General features: G+C 59.9%; 17 protein-coding genes. 8 read left to right on the top strand and 9 right to left on the bottom strand.

Going from position 1 to position 19,577, the window contains the following annotated elements; all coding sequences use genetic code 11:
- Window positions 1-116: 116 nt before the first annotated feature.
- The 4 genes from dapB to grpE form a co-directional block, all read right to left on the bottom strand.
- A complete protein-coding gene (dapB, locus tag ACA041_RS03490; RefSeq protein ID WP_497439901.1) occupies window positions 117-920 on the bottom strand; it encodes a 4-hydroxy-tetrahydrodipicolinate reductase in 804 nt (267 codons plus the stop codon).
- Between the two features lie 10 nt (window positions 921-930).
- Window positions 931-2,055, bottom strand: coding sequence for a molecular chaperone DnaJ (dnaJ, locus tag ACA041_RS03485; RefSeq protein WP_123405133.1), 1,125 nt, complete (start codon window positions 2,053-2,055; stop codon window positions 931-933).
- Between the two features lie 298 nt (window positions 2,056-2,353).
- Entirely contained in the window at window positions 2,354-4,270 is a 1,917-nt protein-coding gene (dnaK, locus tag ACA041_RS03480; protein WP_497439900.1) for a molecular chaperone DnaK, read from the bottom strand.
- Between the two features lie 102 nt (window positions 4,271-4,372).
- A complete protein-coding gene (gene grpE, locus ACA041_RS03475) occupies window positions 4,373-4,936 on the bottom strand; it encodes a nucleotide exchange factor GrpE (protein WP_497439899.1) in 564 nt (187 codons plus the stop codon).
- A gap of 241 nt (window positions 4,937-5,177) precedes the next feature.
- Here grpE and recN point away from each other — a divergent pair, with 241 nt between their 5' ends.
- Window positions 5,178-6,851 carry a DNA repair protein RecN gene (gene recN, locus ACA041_RS03470; RefSeq protein ID WP_497439898.1) on the top strand — a complete coding sequence of 558 codons (1,674 nt, stop codon included), beginning with the start codon at window positions 5,178-5,180 and terminating at the stop codon, window positions 6,849-6,851.
- A 75-nt stretch (window positions 6,852-6,926) separates the two neighbouring features.
- Here the strand turns inward: recN and fur are convergent, their stop codons facing one another.
- Complete coding sequence (gene fur, locus ACA041_RS03465; protein WP_003197684.1) at window positions 6,927-7,331, bottom strand: ferric iron uptake transcriptional regulator; 405 nt, start codon at window positions 7,329-7,331, stop codon at window positions 6,927-6,929.
- Window positions 7,332-7,428: 97 nt separating this feature from the next.
- On the opposite strand from fur, the gene ACA041_RS03460 reads away from it, so the two are divergent.
- Window positions 7,429-7,956 carry an outer membrane protein assembly factor BamE gene (locus ACA041_RS03460; protein WP_497439897.1) on the top strand — a complete coding sequence of 176 codons (528 nt, stop codon included), beginning with the start codon at window positions 7,429-7,431 and terminating at the stop codon, window positions 7,954-7,956.
- Window positions 7,957-8,017: 61 nt separating this feature from the next.
- Here ACA041_RS03460 and ACA041_RS03455 read toward each other — a convergent pair whose 3' ends face one another.
- From ACA041_RS03455 to ACA041_RS03445, 3 genes are read right to left on the bottom strand one after another with little or no spacing between them, the layout of a single operon-like run.
- Entirely contained in the window at window positions 8,018-8,332 is a 315-nt protein-coding gene (locus ACA041_RS03455; protein ID WP_497439896.1) for an RnfH family protein, read from the bottom strand.
- A complete protein-coding gene (locus ACA041_RS03450; protein ID WP_497439895.1) occupies window positions 8,325-8,759 on the bottom strand; it encodes a type II toxin-antitoxin system RatA family toxin in 435 nt (144 codons plus the stop codon). Before ACA041_RS03450 ends, ACA041_RS03455 begins: the two co-directional genes overlap by 8 nt.
- 7 nt (window positions 8,760-8,766) lie before the next feature.
- Window positions 8,767-10,170 carry a sodium-dependent transporter gene (locus tag ACA041_RS03445; protein WP_497439894.1) on the bottom strand — a complete coding sequence of 468 codons (1,404 nt, stop codon included), beginning with the start codon at window positions 10,168-10,170 and terminating at the stop codon, window positions 8,767-8,769.
- A 118-nt stretch (window positions 10,171-10,288) separates the two neighbouring features.
- Here ACA041_RS03445 and smpB point away from each other — a divergent pair, with 118 nt between their 5' ends.
- Window positions 10,289-10,771, top strand: coding sequence for an SsrA-binding protein SmpB (gene smpB, locus ACA041_RS03440; protein ID WP_123405120.1), 483 nt, complete (start codon window positions 10,289-10,291; stop codon window positions 10,769-10,771).
- Between the two features lie 164 nt (window positions 10,772-10,935).
- On the opposite strand, the gene ACA041_RS03435 is transcribed toward smpB, so the two are convergent.
- Window positions 10,936-11,703, bottom strand: a complete 768-nt coding sequence (locus ACA041_RS03435; RefSeq protein ID WP_497439893.1) for a GntR family transcriptional regulator — start codon at window positions 11,701-11,703, stop codon at window positions 10,936-10,938.
- Between the two features lie 263 nt (window positions 11,704-11,966).
- On the opposite strand from ACA041_RS03435, the gene ACA041_RS03430 reads away from it, so the two are divergent.
- The 5 genes from ACA041_RS03430 to ACA041_RS03410 all read left to right on the top strand — a co-directional run bounded on the left by ACA041_RS03430 (window position 11,967) and on the right by ACA041_RS03410 (window position 19,566).
- On the top strand, window positions 11,967-13,661 hold the full coding sequence (locus tag ACA041_RS03430; protein WP_497439892.1) for a lactate permease LctP family transporter: 1,695 nt from the start codon (window positions 11,967-11,969) through the stop codon (window positions 13,659-13,661).
- A 151-nt stretch (window positions 13,662-13,812) separates the two neighbouring features.
- Window positions 13,813-14,637: a (Fe-S)-binding protein gene (locus ACA041_RS03425; RefSeq protein ID WP_497439891.1), complete on the top strand. Its 825-nt coding sequence runs from the start codon at window positions 13,813-13,815 to the stop codon at window positions 14,635-14,637.
- Entirely contained in the window at window positions 14,634-16,088 is a 1,455-nt protein-coding gene (locus tag ACA041_RS03420; protein ID WP_497439890.1) for a LutB/LldF family L-lactate oxidation iron-sulfur protein, read from the top strand. The genes ACA041_RS03425 and ACA041_RS03420 overlap by 4 nt, the downstream gene beginning before the upstream one ends.
- On the top strand, window positions 16,088-16,759 hold the full coding sequence (locus ACA041_RS03415) for a LutC/YkgG family protein (protein ID WP_497439889.1): 672 nt from the start codon (window positions 16,088-16,090) through the stop codon (window positions 16,757-16,759). Before ACA041_RS03420 ends, ACA041_RS03415 begins: the two co-directional genes overlap by 1 nt.
- A complete protein-coding gene (locus ACA041_RS03410) occupies window positions 16,756-19,566 on the top strand; it encodes an FAD-binding and (Fe-S)-binding domain-containing protein (protein WP_497439888.1) in 2,811 nt (936 codons plus the stop codon). The genes ACA041_RS03415 and ACA041_RS03410 overlap by 4 nt, the downstream gene beginning before the upstream one ends.
- Window positions 19,567-19,577: the final 11 nt, after the last annotated feature.

Raw genomic sequence — 19,577 nt, 5'->3', positions numbered from 1 at the left:
AGGCATTTTTGGTCTACCGCCAATGAGCCCAAAAGGCCGGAGAATGCGACAGGACGTCGCTTGGCGGGATAAAACCGGGTCCAAACGCTGAGTTTGAACCCGGTTTCGGGCGCATCTTAACGCAGGTCGAGCACGTCTTGCATGTCGTAAAGGCCTGGCTTGCGTCCGTCCAGCCACAAAGCCGCACGTACCGCACCCTTGGCGAAGGTCATGCGACTCGAAGCCTTGTGCGTGATCTCGACACGCTCACCGTCGGCAGCGAACAGCACGGTGTGATCACCCACGATGTCGCCGGCACGCACAGTGGCGAAGCCGATGGTTTCGCGAGCGCGGGCACCGGTCTGACCTTCACGACCGTACACCGCCACTTCCTTCAGGTTGCGACCCAACGCATCGGCAATCACTTCACCCATGCGTACGGCCGTGCCCGACGGCGCATCGACTTTATGCCGATGGTGGGCTTCGGTGATTTCGATATCGACGTCATCGCCCAACACCCGGGCAGCGGTGTCGAGCAGCTTCAGGCACAGGTTGACGCCGACGCTGAAGTTGGCGGCGAAGACGATAGGAATATCCTTGCCCGCCTCGGCCAGCAACTGCTTCTCCTCTACGCTGAAGCCGGTGGTGCCGATGATCATCGACTTACCGTGCTTGCGGCAGAACGCGAGGTTCTTCAGGGTCACCGTCGGGTGCGTGAAGTCGATCAGCACGTCGAACTCGTCGACCACCCGGGCCAGATCACCGGACAGCGGTACGCCGATCCGACCCAGCGCCGCCAGCTCGCCGGCATCGGCACCGACCAGGGTGCTGTCGGGGCGATCAACAGCCGCCGTCAGACCGGCACCCGGCGTTTGCTGCACCGCTTCGATCAGGGTTTTGCCCATGCGCCCGGCGGCGCCCATCACTGCAATACGTCGCATGCCTGTCTCCTTACAAATCGCCGAAGAAGCGCTTCACGCCTTCGAACCAACCAGTGGTTTTCGGCGAATGGCTGTTGTCGTCCGCCAGCGAACTGCGGAACTCTTCCAGTAATTCACGCTGACGACGACCCAGGTTGACCGGGGTTTCGACCGCCACACGACACATCAGGTCACCGGCACCGCCACCACGCACTGGCGCGACGCCTTTGCCACGAACCCGGAACTGCTTGCCGGTCTGAGTCCCCTCGGGGATCTTCAACTTGACCCGGCCATCGAGGGTCGGAATCTCCAGCTCGCCACCCAGCGCCGCATCGACGAAGCTGATCGGCACTTCACAGAACAGGTGCTTGCCGTCGCGCTGGAAGATCGCGTGTTCACGCACGTTGATCACCACGTACAGGTCGCCAGTCGGGCCACCCTGGGCGCCCGCCTCGCCTTCACCGGACAGACGGATGCGGTCACCGGTATCGACGCCGGCCGGCACTTTCACGGAAAGTGTCTTGTACTCTTCGACGCGGCCTTCGCCATGGCAGGAATCGCACGGATCGGAAATGATCTTGCCCTGGCCATGGCAGCGCGGGCAGGTCTGCTGCACCGAGAAGAAGCCTTGCTGCATGCGGACCTGGCCGATACCGCCACAGGTAGGGCACGTCACAGGCGAAGAGCCTTTCTTGGCACCCGAACCGTCGCACGGCTTGCAGTTGACCAGTGTCGGAACGCGGATATTGACGGTGGTACCGCGCACCGCTTCTTCCAGGTTCAGCTCCAGGGTGTAACGCAGGTCACTGCCGCGCTGAGCACCGCCACGGGCACCGCCGCGACCGCCACCGAAGAAATCACTGAAGACATCACCAAAGATGTCGGAGAAATTCTGACCGCCAAACCCGGCACCGCCGCCGCCCATGCTCGGATCGACGCCGGCGTGGCCGTACTGGTCGTACGCCGCGCGCTTGCTGGAATCGGACAGCACTTCGTAGGCCTCGTTGGCCTCCTTGAACATCTCTTCCGACGCTTTGTCATCGGGATTACGGTCCGGGTGGTGCTTCATCGCCAGGCGACGGTAGGCCTTTTTCAGATCCGCTTCGCTTGAGCCGCGCTCAACACCCAATACTTCGTAATAGTCACGCTTTGCCATAAGTCTTTGCACTCTTAAGGACGTTCGGCAAACCCCTCCTGAGCCTCGCCAAACTCGTTGAGCCCCAATACAGGCCCGGACCCAACTCACGTCAATTCAACGATCCTGGTCTTTGATTCAAACGCGGTACTTTCGGCACGAAAAGCAGGAGCATTCCCGGCCATACCGCCAGCACCCGAGCGTTGTCGCATGCTGTAAAAATTCGCTAACTCCAGACACGCCAACGCGGGAGCAAGCTCCCGCGCGGCGACATCCTACCAGTCACCGCCTGAAGGCAGTCAACCGGGCGACCAACAACTTACTTGTGGTCTTTGACTTCTTCGAACTCAGCGTCAACGACGTCGTCGGCTTTTTCAGCTTTTTCGTCGTTCGGTGCAGCGCCTTCAGCAGGCTGAGCCTGTTCGGCGTACATTTTCTGAGCCACTGGCGCGGAGACTTTGGACAGCTCTTCAACCTTGGCGTCGATAGCCGCCTTGTCGTCGCCTTTGATGGCGGCTTCCAGGGCAACTACTGCGGCTTCGATTGCAGTCTTCTCTTCAGCGGTCACTTTGTCGCCGGCATCAGCGACCATTTTGCGCGTCGAGTGAACCAGGGCATCGCCCTGGTTACGGGCGCTGGCCAGCTCTTCGAACTTGCGGTCTTCTTCGGCGTTCACTTCAGCATCACGAACCATCTGCTGAATTTCGTCCTCGGACAGACCGGAGTTGGCCTTGATCACGATCGACTGAGTCTTGCCGGTGGCCTTGTCTTTCGCGCCGACGTGCAGGATGCCGTTGGCGTCGATGTCGAAGGTCACTTCGATTTGTGGCACGCCACGTGGTGCTGGTGGAATCTCGGCCAGGTCGAACTTGCCCAGGGACTTGTTCTGTGCGGCTTGCTTGCGCTCGCCTTGCAGCACGTGGATGGTCACTGCGCCCTGGTTGTCGTCGGCAGTCGAAAACACTTGCGATTTCTTGGTAGGAATCGTGGTGTTTTTCTCGATCAGCGCAGTCATCACGCCACCCATGGTTTCGATACCCAGGGTCAGCGGGCTGACGTCGAGCAGCAGGACGTCTTTCACGTCACCGGCCAATACCGCGCCCTGGATGGCAGCACCCATGGCAACCGCTTCGTCAGGGTTGACGTCTTTACGTGCTTCTTTACCGAAGAAATCGGTCACCAGCTTCTGAACCAGCGGCATACGGGTCTGACCGCCGACCAGGATCACGTCGTTGATCGAACCAACGTCGATACCGGCGTCTTTCATGGCGATACGGCAAGGCTCGATGGTGCGTTGAACCAGGTCTTCAACCAGCGCTTCGAGCTTGGAACGCGAGATTTTCACGTTCAAGTGCTTGGGACCGGTAGCGTCTGCAGTGATGTACGGCAGGTTAACGTCGGTCGACTGGCTCGAGGACAGTTCGATCTTGGCTTTTTCAGCGGCTTCTTTCAGGCGCTGCATCGCCAGCGGGTCACCTTTGAGGTTCATGCCGCTTTCTTTCTTGAATTCGTCGACGAGGTAGTCGATCAGACGAATGTCAAAGTCTTCACCGCCCAGGAAGGTGTCGCCGTTGGTAGCCAGCACTTCGAACTGGTGCTCGCCATCGACTTCAGCGATCTCGATCACGGATACGTCGAACGTACCGCCACCCAGGTCGTAAACGATCACGGTGTGATCGCCCTTGGCCTTGTCCATACCGTAAGCCAGCGCGGCTGCGGTTGGTTCGTTGATGATACGTTTTACGTCCAGACCAGCGATGCGGCCGGCGTCTTTGGTAGCTTGACGCTGACTGTCGTTGAAGTAGGCCGGAACGGTGATAACCGCTTCGGTCACTGGCTCGCCGAGGTAGTCTTCGGCGGTCTTCTTCATCTTCTTCAGAATTTCAGCCGAGATTTGTGGCGGAGCCATTTTCTGGCCGTTCACTTCAACCCAGGCGTCGCTGTTGTCAGCCTTGACGATCTTGTAAGGGACCATCTGGATGTCTTTCTGCACGACTTCTTCGTCGAAACGACGACCGATCAAACGCTTCACCGCGTACAGGGTGTTGTGCGGATTGGTCACTGCCTGACGCTTGGCGGACTGGCCAACCAGGATCTCGCCGTCGTTGGCATATGCAACGATCGAAGGGGTGGTACGCGCGCCTTCGGCGTTTTCGATGACTTTGGCTTTGCCGTTTTCAAGAATGGAGACGCAGGAGTTGGTAGTCCCCAGGTCGATACCGATAATTTTGCCCATGTTTACTCTCCCGAAACTTTGGATTTGGATGCCGCAGCAGTGGTGGCTAACTGCGGTAGCACTTAAACGCTTGACTTCTAAATGGGGGCCCTGCGGCTAATTTCAAGCCTGCTCGTCAATAGAAGGCGAAACCGGCGCGCTGGCCTTGCTGACCACGACCATGGCCGGGCGCAGCAGGCGACCGTTGAGCTGATAGCCCTTTTGGAACACCTTGAGCACGCTGTTGGGCTCGACGTCGGCGCTTTCCTGCATGGCCATTGCCTGATGCTGCGATGCGTTGAAGGGCTCGCCTTCAGGATCGATCACTTCCAGCTGATAACGCTTCAGGGTGTCCTGGAACATTTTCAGGGTCAGCTCGATCCCTTCGCGCATCGGACGAATGTTTTCGTCGTCAGGGCTGGACAACTCCAGGCCACGTTCGAGGCTGTCGATGATCGGCAGCAGGTCACCGGCGAATTTCTCCAGTGCGAACTTGTGAGCCTTCTCTACATCCTGCTCGGCGCGACGGCGGACGTTCTGCAGATCAGCTGCTACACGCAAAGCCTGATCATGAGCGCCAGCCAATTGCTCTTCGAGCACTTGTACACGAGCCGCCAGCTCATCACCCTCCAGGGCAGCTTGATCGGCGTCTGGGTTTTGCGTATCCACTGTCTGTTCGTCAGCCATAGATTTCTCCTTTCAATAACGTCCGCGAGCTCAACTCGCGCTTCTGTCCCGGTATATGGGGCCGCAAAAACCAGCTTCAAGGGGTGCCGATTGATTAACCCTACAAAAAACAGCTGCATTGTCATTCCCCGGCGCACTAAGGATTTCGTCGGATCAAGCAAATCGAGCTAAGACAGGGCATTGTCAGGCTGAAACAAAACACTGTATAAATAACCAGACCTAAAGCCTGGGAGCGGCCTTTATGCTGGTGCACCTGTCCGTACACAACTACGCCATCGTTGAACATCTCGATCTCGAACTCGATCGCGGGATGAGCGTGATCACAGGGGAAACAGGCGCGGGCAAGTCGATCATGCTCGACGCCCTGGGCCTGACCCTGGGCGATCGCGCCGACAGCGGCGTGGTCCGCCCCGGTGCCGACAAGGCCGACATCCTGGCCACGTTCGACCTGGTCGACATCCCGGAAGCCAGCACCTGGCTCGCCGAACGCGACCTGGAAAGCGACGGCCCGTGCATCCTGCGCCGGGTGATCACCGCCGAAGGACGCTCGCGCGGGTACATCAATGGCACCCCCTGCCCATTGGGCGACCTCAAGGCCCTGGGCGAGTTGCTGATCGATATCCACAGCCAGCATGAACACCAGTCCCTGCTCAAGACCGATACCCACCGCCGCCTGCTCGACGAGTACGCCGGGGCGACGGACCTCGCACGCCAGGTACAGCTGGCCGCCCAACGCTGGCGCCAGACCCGCCAGGAACTGGATCGCCTGTCCAACTCCGGCGACGAGCAACGTGCCCGCCATCAGCTGCTCAGCTATCAACTCGAGGAGCTGGAGAACCTCGGCCTCGGCGACAACGAGCTGGAGCAACTCGAACAGGAACATAAAAACCTGACCAACGCCGAAACCCTGCTGGGCATCTGCCGGCAAGTGGTCGAACAATGCAGCGAAAGTGATTCCGGCAATGTGCTCAATGCGCTGACCGCCAGCCTCAACCGCCTGTCGAGCGTCAACAACTCGGTCGGCGCACTGGGTGAAGCCAGCAGCCTGCTGACCAGCGCACAGATCCAGGTCGAGGAAGCCGTTGGCGAACTGAACCGCTTTCTCGACAACTTCGATGCAGATCCGGCGCGCCTTCAATACCTGGAGGAACGCCTCGATGCGATCTACACCATGGCGCGTAAACACCGCATCCAGCCGACCCAGGTCGCCGAGATGCAGCAGAAACTGCTGGATGAAATCGAGACCCTGAACGCCAACGATGAATCCATCGAGCGACTGAGCGATGAGCTGGCGTCCTACGCCCGCCATTATCAGGAGAAAGCCCGGGAACTGAGCGACCTGCGCCATCAAGCCTCAAACAGCCTGGCCAGCGCCGTCGAGCAGGAAATCCAGCGGCTGGGCATGCCCGGGGGTCGCTTTACCATCGAACTGCGCCCCAACAGCAGCGATGAGTTGCTGCCCAATGGGCTCGAACAGGTCGAATTGCTGGTGAGCGCCAACCCTGGGCAACCACTCAAGGCCCTGGCAAAAGTCGCCTCCGGGGGCGAACTGTCACGAATCAGCCTGGCGATCCAGGTGATCACCGCGCAAACCTCGCGGGTGCCGACCCTGGTATTCGACGAAGTGGACGTGGGCATCGGCGGGCCGACTGCCGAGATCGTCGGCCAGTTGCTGCGCCGCCTCGGTGAACGCGGGCAGGTGCTGACCGTGACCCACTTGCCGCAAGTAGCGGCGCAGGGTCACCAGCATCTATTCGTGCACAAGGTGCGCGGCGAGGATGCAACCCGCACGGCGGTCTCCAAGCTGAGCAAGAATGATCGTGTCGAAGAAGTCGCGCGAATGCTGGGTGGCATTGACCTGACCAAGGAATCCCTGGCTCACGCCAAAAAGATGGTGGTTACCGCGAAGATTTAGGAACGACAGACAGCACGAAGGCGACCCTGGGGTCGCCTTCGCTCGTTTCGCGAACCTGAAGTTCGCGCGACAGGCTTACTTTTTCTTGCGTACGTACAGTACAAGGTTGTGATCAACCATCTCGAAGCCATACTTGTCGACGATTGCCTTCTGCAGCCGCTCGATTTCTTCGTCGAAGAATTCGATCACTTCGCTGGTTTCGACGTTGACCATATGGTCGTGATGCTTGCCGTCATCCAGCTCGAAGACCGCATGGCCTCCGTCGAAGTTGTGCCGCACCACAAGGCCAGCTGCCTCGAACTGGGTCAGTACACGGTAAACCGTGGCCAGACCGACGTCCTCACCAGCTTCCATCAGCGCCTTATAGACATCCTCGGCACTCATGTGGCGTTGCTCGGCGGAATCGAGCATTTGCAGAATTTTGACCCGTGGAAGGGTCACTTTGAGGCCGGCTTTGCGTAGTTCGCTATTTTCAACCATGGTCAGCTTTCTCGCGATGCTGCTTCGCAGCTTCTCTTAATGCGGGTATGATCGGCGTTTACGTTGTCCCAGCCAAGATAGTGGAAGTCGCCCACCGATGCAAAACACCAAGCTCTTGCTAACCAGTTTCACCTTTGTGGGACTGCTCGCACTCGCCGGTTGTTCATTCCCCGGGGTTTACAAAATCGACATCCAGCAGGGCAATGTCGTCACGCAGGACATGATAGACCAGTTACGCCCGGGAATGACCCGTCGGCAAGTACGGTTTATCATGGGCAACCCTCTGCTGACTGACACGTTCCATGCCGATCGCTGGGATTATCTGTACAGCCTGCAACCCGGTGGCGGTGAACGCCAACAGGAACGCATTAGCGTTATCTTCAACCCAAATGACCAACTTGTCAGCCTCTCTGGTGATTTCATGCCGGGCGTGAGCCGGGATGAGGCCATTCTCGGCAAGGACAGCGACACCAACGTGACCGCGCCTGCAGAAAATGTCGAGAAGCCAAAACCGGAAAAACCGGTCAAGCCAGGTTCGCTGCTGGATCAGATCCAGAAGGACGTCGACGGTGTAGAAACCGTTCCGGTCCCGACGCCAGAGCCTCTGGAAACCTCGCCGCAATAATTTGCGGCGCCAAAAAAAACCCGGCATGTCCGGGTTTTTTATTGTTTGGCCCTTACTCACTTCACTGAATGCGCGCCTTGGCCTCGGCTGCCTTGGCGGCGCGCAGGCGACGAACTTCTTTCGGATCGGCCAGCAGCGGCCGGTAGATTTCGATGCGATCCCCCGCCTGAACCACACGACTGTCCGGATCGAGGATCTGCTTTGCGAAGATCCCCACGGGACAATTGGCCAGATCAAGCTCCGCAAACGCCTGGCCGATGCCCGATTTCTGCAGAGCCGCGCGCACTGTCGTCCCTGCAGGCACTGCCACAGTGAGAAGCACCTGACGATCAACGGCGGCATACACCACCTCGACCTCGATCATGGCCTCAACCATGCATTTGCTTGGCCCGCTGGCAAAACGCATCCACCAGCGTATTGGCCGCCTGATTGAACAATGGCCCCAGGGTGGCGCGAACGATCGGCCCGGCGTAATCGAACGACAGGTCCAGACTGATCTTGCAGGCCTTCTCGCCCAGCGGCTTGAACACCCACACACCGTGCAGTTGATTGAACGGACCTTTTTCAAGGTTCATTTCGATCGACTGCCCGGGCACCAGGGTATTGCGTGTCACGAAATGCTGACTGAGCCCGCCCTTGGCGACGCCGACACTGGCGCGCATGTGCTCGGGGGAGCTTTCCAGGACTTCGGCCGACGAGCACCACGGCAGGAATTCCGGATACCGTGCCACGTCGTTGACCAGGTCATACAGCGCTTGTGCGGGGTACGGCAGCAGGGCCGAACGTTGAATGTGTGTCGTCATGTCAGCGTCACTTCCACAGCTGGGCGGCAAACACTACAAGAATGCCGATGGGCGCCACATAGCGCATCAAGAACAGGGACAGGGCGAACAACATCGGGCTGCGGATCGACAACTCGTCGCGTACCGTTTCCCGACCCATCACCCATCCCGCAAACACCACGAAACACAAACCACCGAGTGGCAACATGATTCGCGAAGTGAAGAAATCGATCACACCGAAGAAGTCCAGGCCACCGGCCGCACCCCATTGGTAGAGATGGAACATCCCGCCTTCGTTCACGAAAAACTTGGCTTCTTTCCAGATATTGAAGGAAAAGACAGTGCCCAACCCCACAAACCAGCAGATGAAGGCCAGCCAGAAAGTCACCCAGGCCCGACTGACTTTGGTGCGTTCAACCAGGTAAGCCACCATCGGTTCGAGCAGGGAAATCGCCGAACTCCAGGCGGCAATCGCCACCAGCACGAAGAACACTACGCCCATCAACTGGCCGAAGGCTACGTTGCCAAAGGCAAAAGGCAGGCTGACGAACATCAGGCCCGGGCCCTCGCTCGGGTTCAGGCCCGCGGCAAACACAATCGGAAACAATGCCAGGCCAGCGACCAGGGACACGAAGGTATCCAGCAGCGCCACACCGACAATGGTGCCGGAAATCGACGAGTGCTTGGGCATATAGGCACCGTAGATCATGATCGAACCCACGCCCACGCTCAGGGAAAAGAACGCATGTCCCATGGCCGGCAGCAAGCCATCCAGTACTTTTTCCGGGTGGAAGTCGAACATGAAATGCACGCCTTCCATGAAATGCCCGGTGGTCATGCTGTAGCCCAGCAACACCAGAATCATCACGAACAGCAGCGGCATCATGATGCGCAGGCTGCGTTCAAGGCCGGCAACCACGCCCTTGGCGATCACCACGGCGGACAGCAGCATGAAAATCGTGTGCCAAAGTGTCAGGCGCCATGGATCGGCGATCACGTTGCCGAAATACGCGCCAACCTGGTCTGCCGTCACCCCCTGAAAATCACCGCGCCCCATGTCGATGATGTAATCCAGCGACCAGCCGCCGACGACACTATAGAAAGACAGGATCAGCAGCGCCGTGATCATCCCGGCGAAAGCGCCCCAGGACCACTTCGCCGAATGCCCCGCCTCCAGCGCCAGTACCTTCAAGGCGTTGGCGGGGCTCTGCCGGGCGCGACGGCCGATCAGGGTTTCCGCCAGCATGACCGGCACACCGATCAGCGCGATACAGGCCAGGAACATCAGCACAAACGCGCCGCCGCCGTAGACGCCGACCATGTAGGGGAATTTCCAGATACTACCCAGGCCCACGGCCGAACCGGTCGCGGCGAGTATGAAGACCCAGCGGCTAGCCCAACTGCCGTGGACAGAAACCTTGTCTGTCGACATCGTTATCACGCCCAAGCGTTCAAAAAAGAGGCCGCATTGTCCGGGATTCAATCAACCTGCTCAAGCACGTAGCGATACCGTAGCCGACTAGCTTGTAACTCCCTATAATGCCGCCCCTATGGCTAAACAGAAGAAACACCCAACAGGGACCATCGCGCAAAATAAAAAGGCGCGACACGATTACTTCATCGAACACAAGTTCGAGGCTGGTCTGGTCCTGGCCGGCTGGGAAGTAAAAAGTCTGCGGGCAAGCAAGCTGCAACTGGTTGACAGTTATGTGCTGCTCAAGGATGGCGAAGCCTGGCTGCTCGGCAGCCACATTACGCCGCTGATGACCGCCAGCACCCACGTCATCGCTGATCCGACCCGCACCCGTAAACTGCTGCTCAACCGACGCGAGCTGGAAAAGCTGGCCTCTGCCGTGCAGCAAAAAGGCTACGCCTGCGTGTGCCTGTCCTGGTACTGGAGCAAGCACATGGTCAAGTGCGAGATCGCTCTGGGCAAGGGCAAGAAGGAATACGACAAGCGTGATACCGAACGCGAGCGCGACGCCGGTCGCGAGTTGCAGCGGGCGGTGCGCAACAAGGGCAAGGAAGATTAATCTTCCAGCCTGATCGCGACTCTTGTGGCGAGGGAGCTTGCTCCCGCTCGGGTGCGAAGCGGCCGTCGCTTTTTTGGGACGGCTTCGCCGTCCAGCGGGAGCAAGCTCCCTCGCCACAAGCAAGCGCCCTCCCTACAAGCAAGCTCCCTCGCCACAGTGACTGACTACATCCCCTTGCGCCGCTCCGCCCGGGCCACGCGCTGCACTTCCTGACGCACCTCTTCCAACACTTCCTGCACATACAAGATATGTCGGCTGGAAATTTCCCGCGCCTGCTCCGCCCTGCCTTCGATAATCGCCAGGTATAGCTCACGGTGCTGCGAAATCAGCATGTCGCGGGTTTCCGCGCGCTGCTTGTACATGCCGCCGATGTTGGTCACCACGTTGCGTTTGAGCAAGTCGAACAGCCCGCGAATGGTGTGCAGCAACACCGCGTTGTGACTGGCTTCGGCGATCGCCAGGTGAAATTTCGCATCCGCCGCGCCCTCTTCCGCACGGCTCACATCTTCGTGACGGGTATAGCAGTCCTGCAATTCGTTGAACGCCGCCGTCAGCCGCTCGCGATCGACGTCCGTCGCACGCGACGCCGCGTAATAGGCGCAGGACGCTTCCAGGGTATGACGAAATTCCAGCAGGTCGCGCTGGGCTTCAGGGTTGCTTTCCAGCAGAAGCAGCAGCGGATCGCTGAAGGTCGATCCCAGCGACTCCACCACATAGTTGCCGCCACCCTGGCGACTGACCAGCAAGCCCTTGGCCGCCAGTTTCTGGATCGCTTCACGCAACGACGGGCGGGAAACGCCGAACTGCTCGGCCAACGTACGTTCGGCCGGCAAGCGCTCGCCCGCCTTCAGCGTGCCCTCGAGGATCATTCCCTCGAGCCGCTCGACAATATCGTCAGACAAACGGCGCTGACGAATCTGATCAAACCCCATAACTCATTTCTCCACGGTCCCGGCAGCTCACCGGGCCCTCTATTCTGGCCCATCCGCGCTGCGCCAGCACCCTATCAGATTGCATTGAATCGACCGCATCAGATGACCGCCGCACCGCGTATTCGACAAAAGTTTTAGAGCGGCAAATTGACACGCCACCTACAAGGCTTTTACCCTAGCCAACAGCGATTGTAAATTGGTATTACCAATTAACCAAGAACGCTGACCAGTGCCTGACCAACAACAATTAGGGGCCACCCCATATGCAAACCTGGCAACAGCTCTATAGTCCGCTCGGCAGTCTCGGCCTTTCCGCGCTCGCGGCCGTCATCCCCATCGTATTTTTCTTCCTGGCTTTGGCGGTGTTCCGCCTCAAAGGCCATGTGGCCGGCAGCATCACGCTGGCCTTGTCCATCGCAGTGGCTATCTTCGCGTTCCAGATGCCGGTCGATATGGCCTTCGCGGCGGCCGGCTACGGCTTCGCCTATGGCCTGTGGCCGATTGCCTGGATCATCGTCGCGGCGGTATTCCTCTACAAACTGACGGTCAAGAGCGGGCAGTTCGAAGTGATCCGCAGCTCGGTGCTGTCGATTACCGATGACCAGCGCCTGCAAGTGCTGCTGATCGGCTTCTGTTTCGGTGCGTTCCTGGAAGGTGCCGCCGGTTTCGGTGCGCCAGTGGCAATTACCGCCGCATTGCTCGTGGGACTGGGCTTCAACCCGCTGTACGCCGCGGGCCTGTGCCTGATCGCCAACACCGCACCGGTAGCCTTCGGTGCCCTGGGGATCCCGATCATCGTCGCCGGGCAGGTCACCGGTATCGATGCGTTCAAGATCGGCGCCATGACCGGCCGTCAATTGCCGCTGCTGTCGCTGTTCGTGCCGTTCTGGCTGGTGTTCATGATGGACGGCCTGCGCGGCGTGCGTGAAACCTGGCCGGCCGCACTGGTAGCGGGCTTGAGCTTCGCCGTCACTCAGTACTTCACCTCGAACTTCATTGGCCCGGAACTGCCGGACATCACCTCGGCCCTGGCCAGCCTGATTTCCCTGACCCTGTTCCTGAAAGTCTGGCAGCCGAAACGTGCCGCTGGCCAACATATCGTCGGCGCCGTCTCGGCGTCCGTGGTGACCGCCAACGCTGGCGGCTTCGGTCAGCCGCGCAGCACCGTGGCGTCGCCCTACAGCTTCGGTGAAATTCTCAAGGCCTGGTCGCCGTTCCTGATCCTCACCGTACTGGTCACCATCTGGACCCTGAAACCGTTCAAGGCGATGTTCGCTGCCGGCGGTTCGATGTACAGCTGGGTGTTCAACTTCGCGATCCCGCACCTGGATCAGATGGTGATCAAGGTCGCACCGATCGTAACCGCCCCGACGGCCCTGCCTGCCGTATTCAAGCTGGACCCGATTTCCGCGACCGGCACCGCGATTTTCTTCTCCGCACTGATCTCGATGCTGGTGCTGAAGATCAATCTCAGAACTGGTCTGACCACTTTGAAAGAGACCTTCTATGAGCTGCGCTGGCCGATTCTGTCCATCGGCATGGTCTTGGCATTTGCCTTCGTCACCAACTTCTCGGGCATGTCGTCGACCATGGCCCTGGTACTGGCCGGCACCGGCGCCGCGTTCCCGTTCTTCTCGCCGTTCCTCGGCTGGCTGGGTGTTTTCCTGACCGGTTCCGATACGTCGTCCAACGCGCTGTTCGGTTCGCTGCAAGCGACCACTGCGCACCAGATCGGCGTCAGCGACACCTTGCTAGTGGCAGCGAACACCAGCGGCGGCGTGACCGGCAAGATGATCTCGCCACAATCGATCGCCGTGGCCTGTGCCGCGACCGGCCTGGTGGGCAAGGAATCGGACCTGTTCCGTTTCACCCTCAAGCACAGCCTGTTCTTTGCAACGATCGTCGGTTTGATCACCTACGCACAGGCGTACTGGTTCACCGGCATGCTGGTGCACTAAGACCTACAAGCAGCATCGAAAAAACCGACGCCGGACCACGATTCCGGCGTCAGCTATTCACAACCCGGTCTGTAAGGCTGCTGAAAGCTTCCCTCTCTATATTCAGCAGCCTCAGCGGACGGATAACCGGGCCCACCCGGAGACACGCCTGATGAGCGAGCTTTTTTACAACGCCGTGCCGAACGCGACCCGCGTCGCCCCGCCACTGCCCGAGCCTCGGCAATACCCCAGCGAAAAACCGTCACGGGTCTACCTGTTCGGAACCTGCGTGGTGGATTTGTTCTACCCCGAAGCCGGGATGGATGCGATCCACTTGCTGGAGCGCGAAGGCATTCGGGTCGAGTATCCGCAAGGGCAGAGCTGCTGCGGACAACCGGCCTACACCTCGGGTTACACCGAGCAGGCTAGGACCGTGGCGCGCTCGCAACTGGCGCTGTTCGCCGGGGATTATCCGGTGGTGGTGCCGTCGGGATCGTGTGCCGGAATGTTGCGCGAACACTATGCCGACTTGTTCAAAGACGAGCCGCAAACGCTGAAACAGGTTCAGGCACTGGCTGCCCGGACCTATGAACTGGCCGAGTTCCTGCTGTTTGTCTGCAAGGTGCAGCTCAAGGACAGCGGCACACCTGTGAAAGTCGCGTTGCACACCTCGTGTTCGGCGCGACGTGAGATGAACACCCACCTGCATGGCCGCGAGTTGTTGGCGCAGCTGGGCAACGTGGAGCGGGTCGACCACAGCCACGAAAGTGAATGCTGTGGCTTCGGTGGGACTTTCAGCGTCCGTATGCCAGACATTTCCGGCGCGATGGTGGCTGACAAGACCCGGTCGTTGAAGGAATCAGGCGCGCACAAGGTCCTCAGTGCCGATTGTGGTTGCCTGATGAACATCAACGGCTCGCTGGAGAAACAGCAGGAAGCGTTGCGCGGCCAACACCTGGCGAGCTTCCTCTGGCAGCGAACCGGAGGTGGCCGATGAACGCCTCCGCGATTATTCCTACGGTCGCCGTAGAAGAAGATTTTCGCGCCCGGGCCCACAAGGCTTTGGGTGACCCGCAACTGCGAAACAATTTTCGCACTGCGATGGATTCACTGATGACAAAACGGGCAGCGTCCTTCAGCGATGCCTATGAGCGAGAACATTTGCGAGCGTTGGGCAATGCTGTCCGCGCCCGTGCGTTATCCAAGTTGCCCGACCTGCTCGAGCAGCTTGAACAGAACCTGACCCGCAACGGTGTGACAGTGCACTGGGCGGAAACGGTAGACGAAGCCAATGGCATCGTCCTCTCGATCATCCGCGCTCACGAGGGGCGGCAAGTGATCAAGGGCAAATCGATGGTCAGCGAAGAGATGGAGATGAACCATGTCCTCGAGGCTCAAGGCATTGAATGCCTGGAGTCGGACATGGGTGAATACATCGTCCAGCTCGACCACGAGAAGCCTTCACACATCATTATGCCGGCGATCCACAAGAATGCCGGTCAGGTCGCGTCCTTGTTCCACGACAAACTTGGCGTGGAGTACACCAAGGACGTTGACCAACTCATTCAGATCGGTCGCAGGGTCTTGCGGCAGAAATTCTTCGAAGCGGACATCGGCGTCTCCGGCGTCAACTTCGCCGTGGCCGAAACCGGCACCCTGCTGCTGGTGGAAAACGAAGGCAATGGCCGCATGACCACCACAGTGCCGCCGGTGCACATCGCCGTGACCGGCATCGAAAAAGTCGTGGAAAACCTGCGCGACGTGGTGCCGCTGTTGTCGCTGTTGACCCGCTCGGCCCTCGGCCAGCCGATCACCACCTACGTCAACATGATCTCCGGCCCGCGCAAGGCGCATGAGCTCGACGGCCCACAGGAAGTGCATCTGGTGTTGCTGGACAATGGCCGCAGCCAGGCCTTTGCCGACAGCGAATTGCGCCAGACCCTGAACTGCATTCGCTGCGGCGCTTGCATGAATCATTGCCCGGTCTATACCCGAATCGGCGGCCACGCCTATGGGGAGGTTTACCCTGGGCCTATCGGAAAAATCATCACCCCGCACATGGTCGGCCTGGCGAACGTCCCCGACCATCCGAGCGCCTCGTCGCTGTGTGGTGCCTGCGGTGAAGTGTGCCCGGTAAAAATTCCTATCCCGGCACTGCTGCGTCGCCTGCGGGAAGAAAACGTCAAGGCACCGGACAGCCCGCACCAAGTGATGCGCGGCCAAGGCAGCAAGTACTCGCGCAAGGAGCGCTTTATCTGGAACGCCTGGGCCAGGCTCAACAGTTCGCCAACCCTGTATCGCCTGTTCGGCTTCTTCGCCACTCGCCTGCGCGCCCTTGCACCGAGTAACGTTGGCCCGTGGACACAAAATCACAGCGCACCGAAACCTGCTGCCCGCTCACTGCATGACATGGCCCGCGAGCATCTGGCCAAACAGGGAGATCGTTGATGAGCGCCAAGCAAAATATCCTCGCCAAATTGCGGAAAAGTCTGACCGGCACCACGCCCGTGCCCGACGAATTCGACGTCGAACTGGTGACTGCGCCTTACACCTACACCGCCGAGCAACGTATCCCGCAACTGCGCAAACTGATGGAAGCGGTGCATACCGAAATCCATCTGACGTCCGGTGAAGGTTGGCCGGCGCTTCTCGCGCAATTGCTGCGAGACCGCCAGTTGCCGAGCCTTTTGATCGCGCCGACTACGCCTCACGGTCAACGTGTCACTCAACACTGGGCGTACAATCCGGGTCTGCCGACACTCAAGTCCTACGACCGCCCGGTTGAAGAATGGAAAGCCGAGTTGTTCAACGACACCCCGGCCAGCCTGACCACCACCCTCGGTGCAATCGCCGCGACAGGTAGCCTTATTCTCTGGCCGACGCGGGAAGAACCGCGCTTGATGAGCCTGGTGCCGCCGGTGCATTTTGCGTTGCTCAAGGCCAGTGAAATCCGCGACAACTTCTATCAGGTGCAGCAGGAATTCAACTGGGCCCAAGGCATGCCGACCAACGCGCTGCTGGTGTCGGGTCCATCGAAAACCGCTGACATCGAACAGATCCTGGCCTACGGCGCCCACGGCCCGAAAGACCTGGTGGTTCTGATCCTGGAGGACCAATGAGTCTACCGGCGGCTTTTCTCAGAGATGCACAGCAACTGATCCCCCAAGAGCGCCGTTTCGACGATCCGCTGTCGACCTTGGCCTTCGGCACCGACGCCAGTTTCTACCGGCTGATTCCGAAACTGGTCATCCGTGTCGAGTCCGAAGACGAAGTGGTGGCGCTGCTCGAACTGGCGCAACGGGATCAAGTCCCGGTGACCTTCCGCGCCGCCGGCACCAGCCTGTCCGGCCAAGCCATCAGCGATTCGGTGCTGATCGTGCTTGGGGATAACTGGAACGGGCGCGAGATCCGCGGCCAAGGCACGCAAATCCGCCTGCAACCCGGCGTGATCGGCGCGCAGGCCAACGCTTGGCTGGCTCCTTTCGGGCGCAAGATCGGCCCTGACCCGGCCTCGATCAACGCCTGCAAAATCGGCGGTATCGTTGCCAACAACGCCAGCGGCATGTGCTGCGGCACCGCGCAGAACACCTACCACACGCTGGCCGGCATTCGTCTGGTGCTGGCCGACGGTAGCCGGCTCGACACCGAAGATGCAGCGAGTGTCGCGGCGTTTCGCCAGAGCCACGCTTCGCTGCTTGAGCGCCTGGCAACCTTAGGCCGCGAGACCCGGGCCAATGCCGAACTGGCTGCGAGAATCCGCCACAAATACCGTCTGAAAAATACCACCGGCCTGTCACTCAACGCCCTGGTGGATTTCGACGAGCCTGTGGATATCTTGAGCCACTTGCTGGTGGGTTCCGAAGGCACCCTCGGCTTCATCAGCGCGGTGACCTACGACACCGTGATCGATCACCCGAACAAGGCGTCGGCACTGATTGTGTTCCCGGACGTGGAGACCTGCTGCAACGCGGTCAGCGTGCTGAAGAGCCAACCGGTGTCGGCCGTGGAACTGCTGGACCGCCGCAGCCTGCGTTCGGTGCAGGACAAGCCCGGCATGCCGGCTTTCGTACAACAACTGTCGACCAATGCCTGCGCCCTGCTGATCGAATCCCGCGCCGCCTCACCCACGTTGCTGCAGGAACAACTGGCGCAGATCATGGCGTCGCTGACCTCGTTCCCGGTTGAAAAACAAGTCGACTTCACCGAAGACCCGGTGGAAAACGCCCGGCTCTGGGCCATCCGCAAGGACACCTTCCCCGCCGTCGGCGCGGTACGCAAAACCGGGACCACGGTAATCATCGAAGACGTGACCTTCCCGGTGGAACAACTGGCCACCGGCGTCAACCGCCTGATCGAGCTGTTCGACAAACATCACTACGACGAAGCGATCCTTTTCGGACACGCGCTGGAAGGCAATCTGCACTTCGTCTTCACTCAAGGCTTCAACAACCCGGAAGAAGTCGCACGCTACCAGGCGTTCATGGACGACGTGGCGCAGTTGGTGGCGGTGGAATTCGGCGGCTCGCTGAAAGCCGAACACGGCACCGGGCGCAACATGGCGCCCTTCGTCGAACTGGAATGGGGCAGCGATGCCTACCAGTTGATGTGGCAGCTCAAACGCCTGCTCGATCCCAACGGCATTCTCAACCCGGACGTGGTGCTCAGCGAGGACCCGCAGATCCACCTCAAGCACCTGAAACCGTTGCCGGCCGCCGACGAGATTGTGGATAAATGCATCGAGTGCGGCTTCTGCGAACCGGTCTGCCCCTCGAAAGGCCTGACCCTCAGCCCGCGCCAACGCATCGTGATCTGGCGGGACATCCAGGCGAAGAAACGCGCCGGGGTCGATACCACCGAACTCGAAGCGGCCTACGAATACCAGGGCATCGACACGTGCGCGGCGACCGGCCTCTGTGCCCAACGCTGCCCTGTGGGCATCAACACCGGTGAACTGGTGAAAAAGCTGCGCAGCCGCAACGCGACTCATACGAAAACCGCCAATTGGCTGGAAGGCAATTTCGCCACCGCGTTGCAAGGCGCACGCTTTACCCTGCACGTGGCCAACGGCGCACGCATGTTGTTGGGAGCACCGCGACTGGCGAAACTCTCGGCCACGCTGACGCGCTTATCCAAAGGTCAGGTCCCGCAATGGACCAACGCCATGCCGCAACCGGAAAAGGCCATTCGCTTCAGCCCTACCGTATCGGACCAACGCCCTCGGGTGGTGTACCTGGCGGCCTGCGTGTCGCGAGCAATGGGCCCGGCGGCGGGTGATAAAGAACAAATGTCGCTGTATGACAAAACCCGCGGCCTGCTGGAAAAGGCCGGTTACCAAGTGGTCTTCCCGGACAATCTGGACAGCCTCTGCTGCGGTCAGCCGTTCGCCTCCAAAGGCTACGCCGAACAGGCCGAACACAAGCGCCAGGAACTGATCGGCGCATTGCTGCACGCCAGCCGTGGCGGGCTCGATCCGATCTACTGCGACACCAGCCCCTGCACCTTGCGCCTGGTCCAGGACCTGGGCGAAGTTCGACTGGACCTGTACGACCCGGTGCGTTTCATCCGTACGCATTTGATGGATCGTCTGGACTTCTCGCCCCAGGAAGCACCGATCGCGGTGCACGTCACCTGCAGCACCCAGCACCTGGGCGAGAGCCAGGCATTGATCGATCTGGCGCGTAAATGCAGCAAGAACGTGGTCATTCCCGAAGGTATTCACTGCTGCGGGTTTGCCGGTGACAAGGGCTTCACCACACCGGAGCTCAACGCTCACTCCCTGCGCACACTCAAGGAGGCCGTGCAGCAATGCAGCGAGGGGATTTCTACCAGCCGCACCTGTGAAATCGGCCTGACACAACACGGCGGCATCGACTACCACGGGCTGGTGTATCTGGTGGATCGGGTCACCCGAGCAAAGGCGACCTGAAGAAAAATAGA

It is taken from the genome of Pseudomonas sp. LBUM1676 (assembly GCF_059695605.1).
The sequence above is the reverse complement of the archived record's forward strand: the minus strand, read 5'-3'. Positions and strand labels throughout refer to the sequence as shown.

Bases quoted from the DNA above. Each gene is read 5' to 3' on its own strand.
- dapB (WP_497439901.1), bottom strand. From the start codon at position 920: ATGCGACGTATTGCAGTGATGGGCGCCGCCGGGCGCATGGGCAAAACC.
- dnaJ (WP_123405133.1), bottom strand. From the start codon at position 2,055: ATGGCAAAGCGTGACTATTACGAAGTATTGGGTGTTGAGCGCGGCTCA.
- dnaK (WP_497439900.1), bottom strand. From the start codon at position 4,270: ATGGGCAAAATTATCGGTATCGACCTGGGGACTACCAACTCCTGCGTC.
- grpE (WP_497439899.1), bottom strand. From the start codon at position 4,936: ATGGCTGACGAACAGACAGTGGATACGCAAAACCCAGACGCCGATCAA.
- recN (WP_497439898.1), top strand. From the start codon at position 5,178: ATGCTGGTGCACCTGTCCGTACACAACTACGCCATCGTTGAACATCTC.
- fur (WP_003197684.1), bottom strand. From the start codon at position 7,331: ATGGTTGAAAATAGCGAACTACGCAAAGCCGGCCTCAAAGTGACCCTT.
- ACA041_RS03460 (WP_497439897.1), top strand. From the start codon at position 7,429: ATGCAAAACACCAAGCTCTTGCTAACCAGTTTCACCTTTGTGGGACTG.
- ACA041_RS03455 (WP_497439896.1), bottom strand. From the start codon at position 8,332: ATGGTTGAGGCCATGATCGAGGTCGAGGTGGTGTATGCCGCCGTTGAT.
- ACA041_RS03450 (WP_497439895.1), bottom strand. From the start codon at position 8,759: ATGACGACACACATTCAACGTTCGGCCCTGCTGCCGTACCCCGCACAA.
- ACA041_RS03445 (WP_497439894.1), bottom strand. From the start codon at position 10,170: ATGTCGACAGACAAGGTTTCTGTCCACGGCAGTTGGGCTAGCCGCTGG.
- smpB (WP_123405120.1), top strand. From the start codon at position 10,289: ATGGCTAAACAGAAGAAACACCCAACAGGGACCATCGCGCAAAATAAA.
- ACA041_RS03435 (WP_497439893.1), bottom strand. From the start codon at position 11,703: ATGGGGTTTGATCAGATTCGTCAGCGCCGTTTGTCTGACGATATTGTC.
- ACA041_RS03430 (WP_497439892.1), top strand. From the start codon at position 11,967: ATGCAAACCTGGCAACAGCTCTATAGTCCGCTCGGCAGTCTCGGCCTT.
- ACA041_RS03425 (WP_497439891.1), top strand. From the start codon at position 13,813: ATGAGCGAGCTTTTTTACAACGCCGTGCCGAACGCGACCCGCGTCGCC.
- ACA041_RS03420 (WP_497439890.1), top strand. From the start codon at position 14,634: ATGAACGCCTCCGCGATTATTCCTACGGTCGCCGTAGAAGAAGATTTT.
- ACA041_RS03415 (WP_497439889.1), top strand. From the start codon at position 16,088: ATGAGCGCCAAGCAAAATATCCTCGCCAAATTGCGGAAAAGTCTGACC.
- ACA041_RS03410 (WP_497439888.1), top strand. From the start codon at position 16,756: ATGAGTCTACCGGCGGCTTTTCTCAGAGATGCACAGCAACTGATCCCC.